The 5960-nt window shown below is 67.2% G+C and carries 7 protein-coding genes; 6 read left to right on the top strand and 1 reads right to left on the bottom strand.

The window, feature by feature from the left end:
* A partial coding sequence (locus tag AC1DYI_RS24375) for a TetR/AcrR family transcriptional regulator (protein WP_477206721.1) occupies positions 1 to 355 on the bottom strand: 355 nt, incomplete at its 3' end.
* Positions 356 to 497: 142 nt separating this feature from the next.
* On the opposite strand from AC1DYI_RS24375, the gene AC1DYI_RS24380 reads away from it, so the two are divergent.
* The 6 genes from AC1DYI_RS24380 to AC1DYI_RS24405 form a co-directional block, all read left to right on the top strand.
* On the top strand, positions 498 to 1670 hold the full coding sequence (locus tag AC1DYI_RS24380; RefSeq protein ID WP_477206722.1) for an isovaleryl-CoA dehydrogenase: 1173 nt from the start codon (positions 498 to 500) through the stop codon (positions 1668 to 1670).
* A gap of 127 nt (positions 1671 to 1797) precedes the next feature.
* Complete coding sequence (locus AC1DYI_RS24385) at positions 1798 to 3420, top strand: carboxyl transferase domain-containing protein (RefSeq protein ID WP_477206723.1); 1623 nt, start codon at positions 1798 to 1800, stop codon at positions 3418 to 3420.
* A gap of 55 nt (positions 3421 to 3475) precedes the next feature.
* Complete coding sequence (locus AC1DYI_RS24390; protein ID WP_477206724.1) at positions 3476 to 4324, top strand: hypothetical protein; 849 nt, start codon at positions 3476 to 3478, stop codon at positions 4322 to 4324.
* A 15-nt stretch (positions 4325 to 4339) separates the two neighbouring features.
* Entirely contained in the window at positions 4340 to 4732 is a 393-nt protein-coding gene (locus AC1DYI_RS24395) for a nuclear transport factor 2-like protein (RefSeq protein ID WP_477206725.1), read from the top strand.
* A gap of 1 nt (position 4733) precedes the next feature.
* A complete protein-coding gene (locus AC1DYI_RS24400) occupies positions 4734 to 5519 on the top strand; it encodes an enoyl-CoA hydratase/isomerase family protein (RefSeq protein ID WP_477206726.1) in 786 nt (261 codons plus the stop codon).
* Positions 5520 to 5580: 61 nt separating this feature from the next.
* Positions 5581 to 5960, top strand: a 380-nt coding sequence (locus tag AC1DYI_RS24405) for a DUF4126 domain-containing protein (protein ID WP_477206727.1), incomplete at its 3' end; no start/stop codon positions are given.

Raw genomic sequence — 5960 nt, forward strand, 5'->3', positions numbered from 1 at the left:
GCCCTGTGCCGTGGATGAGGAACAGCCGCAAATGGGTGCGGATGAACCAGTCCAGCTGGACCCGCGTCGGCTCGCCGCGTGGCAGGCCGGCCTCGATCGCCGCGATGATTTCGTCGTACCAGTCGGTGATCACCCGCTCGCACAGCGCCCGCTTGCCGTGGAAGTATGTGAAGACCGTCGCTTCGGAGACCCCCAGGCGCTGCGCGATCTCGGTCGTCGTCGCACGCTCGTAGCCCTTTTCGGCAAAAACCTCGCGGCCGACGCGCAAGATGTCGCGGATGCGCTGTTCACTCTTGGCGCTGGCCGGTTCGCGGCGAACGGGGCGCGGGCTGGCAGTGACGCGACGGGTCGGCATTTTTTGAGTATCACTCAATTATTGCTTGCGACGCAAGCGGGTCGCTGGTAGATTTCGCCCCTGTTGCGCTTGGTCGGGTGCTGAACTGGTAGCGCCTCCAGGCATTGTTGAGACAAGCTCAATTCATTTGCAGGAGACGTCGATGTTCGAATCCACTTTCTCTTTCCCGCTGGGTGAGGACATCGCTGCGCTGCGCGACGCAGTGCGCGACTTCGCGCAAAACGAGATCGCCCCGCGTGCGGCCGAGATCGACAAGGCCAACCTGTTCCCGGCCGATATGTGGCGCAAGCTCGGCGAACTGGGCGTGATGGGCCTGACGGTGTCCGAGGAATACGGCGGCACGCAACTGGGCTACCTGGCCCACATGGTGGCGATGGAAGAGATCAGCCGCGCCAGCGCGTCGGTGGGCTTGAGCTACGGCGCGCATTCGAACCTGTGCGTCAACCAGATCAACCGCAACGGCAGCGACGCGCAGAAGAAGAAATACCTGCCCAAGCTGATCAGCGGCGAACACGTGGGCGCGCTGGCGATGAGCGAGCCGGGCGCCGGCTCCGACGTGGTCAGCATGAAGCTCAAGGCCGAGCGCAAGGGCGACCGCTATGTGCTGAACGGCAGCAAGATGTGGATCACCAACGGCGGCGACGCCGACACGCTGGTGGTCTACGCCAAGACCGACCCCGAGATGGGCGCGCGTGGCATGACCGCCTTCATCATCGAGAAGGGCTTCAAGGGCTTCACCAAGGGTGAGCACCTGGACAAGCTCGGCATGCGCGGCTCGAACACCTACCCGCTGTTCTTCGACGACTGCGAAGTGCCGGCCGAGAACGTGCTGGGCGTCGAGGGCCAGGGCACCAAGGTGCTGATGAGCGGGCTGGACTACGAGCGTGTCGTGCTGTCCGGCGGGCCGCTGGGCATCATGGCCGCGTGCATGGATGCGGTGGTGCCCTTCATCCACGAACGCAAGCAGTTCGGCCAGCCAATTGGCGAGTTCCAGCTGATGCAGGGCAAGGTCGCCGACATGTACTCGACCTTCCAGGCTTGCCGCGCCTACGGCTACGCGGTGGCCCAGGCCTGCGACCGTGGCGACCACGCCCGCACGCTGCGCAAGGACGCGGCTGGCGTGATCCTCTACACCGCCGAGAAGGCCACCTGGATGGCCGGCGAGGCGATCCAGGCGCTGGGTGGCGTCGGCTACACCAACGAGTTCCCGGTCGGCCGGCTGTGGCGCGATGCCAAGCTGTATGAGATCGGTGCGGGCACGAGCGAAATTCGTCGCATGCTGATCGGCCGCGAACTCTTTTCGGAGACCATGTGATGAGCGGCCGTATCGGACGTGACAACAAGCCGCATTGCGGCGCAGTTGCGGTGAAGGCTCATGTCCGCTTTGCGGACGTGAAGGCGCTTGGCGCCGGCCGTAGCCAACTGTTCTCGGAGACCTGCTGATGGCCACGCTGGTCTCCAAGCTGAACCCGCGAAGCGAAGAAGCCAAGGCCAACGCCGCCGCGATGCGCGCGCTGGTCGATGACCTGAACGCCAAGCTCGCGAAGATCGCCGAGGGCGGCGGTGAAGCGGCCCGTGCCAAGCACCTGGGCCGCGGCAAGCTGCTGCCGCGCGAGCGCGTCGAGATGCTGCTCGACCCCGACACGCCGTTCCTCGAGATCGCGCCGCTGGCCGCGCTCGGCATGTACCCCGAGAAAGACGGCTCCGACTCAGCGCCGGCCGCCGGCATGATCGCCGGCATCGGCCGCGTCGGCGGTGTCGAATGCGTGATCGTCTGCAACGACGCAACGGTCAAGGGCGGCACCTACTACCCGCTGACCGTCAAGAAGCACCTGCGGGCGCAGGAAATCGCGCAGCAGAACCGCCTGCCGTGCGTCTACCTCGTCGACTCCGGCGGCGCCAACCTGCCGAACCAGGACGATGTCTTCCCCGACCGCGACCATTTCGGCCGCATCTTCTACAACCAGGCCAACCTCAGCGCGCAAGGCATCCCGCAGGTCGCGGTGGTGATGGGCTCGTGCACGGCCGGCGGCGCCTACGTGCCGGCGATGAGCGACGAGACCATCATCGTCAAGAACCAGGGCACGATCTTCCTGGGCGGCCCGCCGCTGGTGAAGGCCGCGACTGGCGAAGTGGTCAGCGCCGAAGACCTGGGCGGCGGCGATGTGCACACGCGCCTGTCCGGCGTGGCCGATCACCTGGCCGAGAACGACCTGCATGCGCTGGCCCTGGCCCGCCAAGTCGTCGGCAGCCTGAACTGGAAGAAGGACCCGCAGGTCGCGCTGCGCACGCCGCAGCCGCCGAAATTCGCGGCCGAAGAGCTGCTGTCGGTGATCCCCACCGACACCCGCAAGCCCTTCGATGTGCGCGAGATCATCGCCCGCGTCGTCGACAACTCCGAGTTCGACGAGTTCAAGGCGCGCTACGGCACCACGCTGGTCTGCGGCTTCGCGTGGATCGAAGGCATGCCGGTGGGCATCGTCGCGAACAACGGCATCCTGTTCGCCGAGAGCGCCAACAAGGGCGCGCACTTCATCGAGCTGTGCTGCCAGCGCAAGGTGCCGCTCGTCTTCCTGCAGAACATCACCGGCTTCATGGTCGGCCGCAAGTACGAGAACGAGGGCATCGCCCGCGCCGGCGCCAAGATGGTGACGGCCGTGGCCTGCGCCAATGTGCCGAAGTTCACCGTCATCATCGGCGGCTCGTTCGGTGCCGGCAACTACGGCATGTGCGGCCGCGCTTACTCACCGCGCTTCTTGTGGATGTGGCCGAACGCGCGCATCTCGGTGATGGGCGGCGAGCAGGCCTCGTCGGTGCTGGCCACCGTGCGGCGCGACGGCATCGAGGCCAAGGGCGGCCAGTGGAGCGCCGAAGAAGAAGAAGCCTTCAAGGCGCCGATCCGCACCCAGTACGAAGTGCAAGGCCACCCGTACTACGCCAGCGCGCGCTTGTGGGACGACGGCGTGATCGACCCGGTCGACACCCGCCGCGTGCTGGCGCTGGGCTTGTCGGCATCATTGAACGCGCCGATCCCGGACGCGAAGTTCGGCGTGTTCCGGATGTAGCTCCCTGCGAGCGACCTGCCACACTCAGACGCCTCATCACATCGTTCGCGACGGTATGAAATTCGCTGTCCCTTCGCCCGTCTCCTGGTGCTGCGGGTTCGCTCTCGCGGCGGTGGCTGTGCCGCCTGCCCAGGCGCGCAACGTGACCTTCGTCCAGCCGTTCTCGGCGGTGATGAACAAGGCACAGACCAAGAGCGTCGTGGGTGACCTGCAGTTCCGTTTCGGCCAGGCCAGCGCGGGCCAGGGGCAGGTCGTCAGCACCGACGTGACGGTGGAAGGTGTGGGGCGTGCGACCTACGACGGCACGCGCGGCCGGCAAGCGCCGAGCGACAAGGAAGTCTGCGACCGTGCGCTTGCCGATGCCGTGACCAAGTTGGTGACGGCCGCCCGCAAGGCCGGCGCCAATGGGGTGGCCGGAATCGTGTCCAACTACAAGGGCAGCCTGTACGACGACCCGCAGAACTTCGAGTGCCACGCCGGCACCTTCTCGTCGACGGTGGTGCTCAAGGGTCAGTTGGTTCGGCTCGAGGGGAAAACGGTCAACGCAGTGCCGGCGGCCGCCTCGGCCCCGGTGCGGGCCGCAGCAGTTGCAGAGCATGTGCGTGTCGTGCCGCCAGCGACCGGCTTCGCTGATGCGGCCGACGCCAGCGCCGTGCCGCTGTCAGCTGAAGGGCGGGAGCGCTATCGCCACTACCTGACGCTGCCGTCGCCCAAGGCCTTCGCGGTTTACGAGACCGGCGGTTGGCGCTTCTATTCGAAGGATGGCGAGGCGATGACCAAGACGCTGGACTATTGCGCACGCGAAGGCAAGCGCTGCTGGCTCTACGCGGTGGACGACCGCGTGGTGTGGAGCGCCGACCCGGCCGCGCGCATCGCGACCAGTGCGCAACTGGCCAACCGCTGAGAACCGGCCACCCCGATGACACCGATCGAGATCGTTCACGCCTTGTGGCAACGTTTCGAAGCGCGCGACTGGGTCGGCGCGCGCGCGCTTCTGCGCGACGACGCGCAGCTGCACTGGCCGACCTCGGGCGAGCACTTCGACGATGCCGATGCGGCGATCAAGGTGCAGGCGATCTACCCCGAAGGCTGGGCGATCCGCGTGATCGAGGTCAATGCGCTGGCCGATGGCCGCGTGCATTCGGCGATCGAGGTCACGCATGGCGAGCACCGCTTCTTTGCCAACTCGCTGTTCCGCTTCGATGGCGAGCTGATTGCCGACATCATCGAATACTGGGCCACCTTCGAGTCACCGCCCGCCTGGCGCGATGCGGCCTCGATCGGGGCTTACCGTCGTGACGAAGGACTCTGAGATGACCACACTCGACATCCGCCGCCCCAGCGCCCATGTGGCCGAGGTCTGGCTGAACCGGCCCGAAGTCCGCAACGCTTTCAACGACGGCGTGATCGCCGAGCTGACGGCCGCCTTCCGCGGGTTCGCTGAAGACAAGGAACTGCGCGCGGTCATCCTCGCCGGCGAGGGCAAGGCCTTTTGCGCGGGCGCCGACCTGAACTGGATGCGCGCGATGGCCGACTACTCGTGGGAGCAGAACCGCGCCGATGCTGAAGCGCTGGCCGAGATGCTGTGGGCGATCTACAGCTGCCCGGTGCCGGTGGTCGGCCGCATCCATGGCGACTGCTACGCCGGCGGCGTCGGGCTGGCGGCGGTGTGCGACATCGTCGTTGCGGCCGAGGGCGTCAACTTCTGCTTGAGCGAAGCCAAGCTGGGCCTGCTGCCGGCGACGATCGGGCCGTACGTGGTCCGCGCGCTCGGCGAGCGTGCCTCGCAGCGTTATTTCGTGACGGCAGAGCGCTTCGATGCCACGCAAGCGAAGGCGCTGGGCTTCGTGCACGAGTGCGTGGCGCCGGATCTGCTGGACCAGCAGGTGCAGACCGTCGTGGCGGCGGTGGTGGCCAACGGCCCGGATGCGGTCAAGGCTTGCAAGCGCCTGGTGCAAGACCTGGCGGGCCAGACCATCACGCCGGCGTTGCGGGCTGACACCGCCAAGCGCATTGCCGACATCCGCGCCAGCGCCGAAGGCAAGGAGGGCGTGCAGTCCTTCCTGCAAAAGCGCCCCGCGTCCTGGTTGACGAGCTGACGCCACCGTGGACTGGAGCCTGCCGCCCGCTTTGCAGCAGACCGTGACCGGTCTGGACGCGATGCACCTGCTCGCACTGGCCGCTGCGCTCGGCTGGGCGAGCGGGTTGCGCCTGTACGCGGTGGTCTTTCTGACGGGCCTGGCGGGTGCGGTGGGCTGGATTGCGTTGCCGCAGGGCTTGCAGGTGCTGCAGCACCCCGGCGTGCTGGCAGTGGCCGGCATGATGGTGCTGGTCGAGTTCTTCGCCGACAAGGTGCCGTGGGTCGATTCGGCCTGGGACGCGGTGCACACCTTCATCCGCATCCCCGCCGGCGCAGCGCTGGCGGCGGGTGTGTTCGGTGCCGATGCCGGCGCGTGGACCCTCGTCGCTGCCTTGATGGGCGGCGGGCTGGCCGCCACGGCCCACGTGGCCAAGGCGACGACGCGCGCTGCGGCCAACAC

The sequence above is a fragment of the Ideonella sp. P3_A4 genome (assembly GCF_056403075.1).

Coding starts and splice junctions, on each gene's coding strand:
- AC1DYI_RS24380 (WP_477206722.1), top strand. CDS start 498: ATGTTCGAATCCACTTTCTCTTTCCCGCTGGGTGAGGACATCGCTGCG.
- AC1DYI_RS24385 (WP_477206723.1), top strand. CDS start 1,798: ATGGCCACGCTGGTCTCCAAGCTGAACCCGCGAAGCGAAGAAGCCAAG.
- AC1DYI_RS24390 (WP_477206724.1), top strand. CDS start 3,476: ATGAAATTCGCTGTCCCTTCGCCCGTCTCCTGGTGCTGCGGGTTCGCT.
- AC1DYI_RS24400 (WP_477206726.1), top strand. CDS start 4,734: ATGACCACACTCGACATCCGCCGCCCCAGCGCCCATGTGGCCGAGGTC.
- AC1DYI_RS24395 (WP_477206725.1), top strand. CDS start 4,340: ATGACACCGATCGAGATCGTTCACGCCTTGTGGCAACGTTTCGAAGCG.